Source organism: Streptomyces sp. KR55 (genome assembly GCF_052245645.1).
Classification (GTDB): Bacteria; Actinomycetota; Actinomycetes; order Streptomycetales; family Streptomycetaceae; genus Streptomyces; species Streptomyces flavusporus.
On sequence record NZ_JBQQCE010001002.1, the window covers coordinates 1 to 658 of the forward strand.

The window sequence follows — 658 nt, forward strand, 5'->3', positions numbered from 1 at the left end:
GGACGCAGGAAGTCGTCCAGGACGAAGGTCCGGGTGTTGCCGATCGGCGAGCCGATCACCGGAGGCGCATCCTCCGGGCTGATGCCCTCCTCCAGCAGCGTCGCCGTCGAGATGACGGTCGCCTCGGTGGGGCCGTAGGTGTTCCAGACGCGAGCCTGCGCCCGCCAGCGGGCGGCCAGACCGGCAGTCAGGCGCTCGGCACCCAGCACCCAGTTCTCGACCCCCGGAACCGCTTCCGGCTCCAGCACGCCGAGCAGGGACGGCACCACGCTCGCCACCCGCACACCCGCCGTACGGATCATCTCCGCCAACGCGGCCGGTTCGATGCGTTCCTCACTCGTCGCGATCGCCAGGGTGCCGCCGCCGCCCAGCGTCACCGCGACATCGAGCACCGCCGCGTCAAAGCTGAACGACGCGAACTGCAACGCCACCGTGCCCGGTTCCACACCCAGCACCGGGCGCATCACCTCGGCCAGGTTCGCCACCCCACCGTGCGCGACGGCCACACCCTTCGGCCGACCCGTCGAACCCGAGGTGTAGATGACGTAGGCGAGCTGGTCCGGGGTCACGACCGTGTCCAGCGGTCCCGCCGGTGCTTCGGGCGTCTCCTCCAGCAGCACCACCTCCACGCCGGCCGGCACCTGCCCCGCCGTCGCGG

General features: G+C 71.9%; 1 protein-coding gene. It reads right to left on the reverse strand.

Annotated features, from left to right (window positions below; genetic code table 11):
• Nucleotides 1-658 (reverse strand): AMP-binding protein (locus tag ACTWQJ_RS52020; RefSeq protein ID WP_443313301.1); only part of this gene is annotated, 658 nt, incomplete at both ends.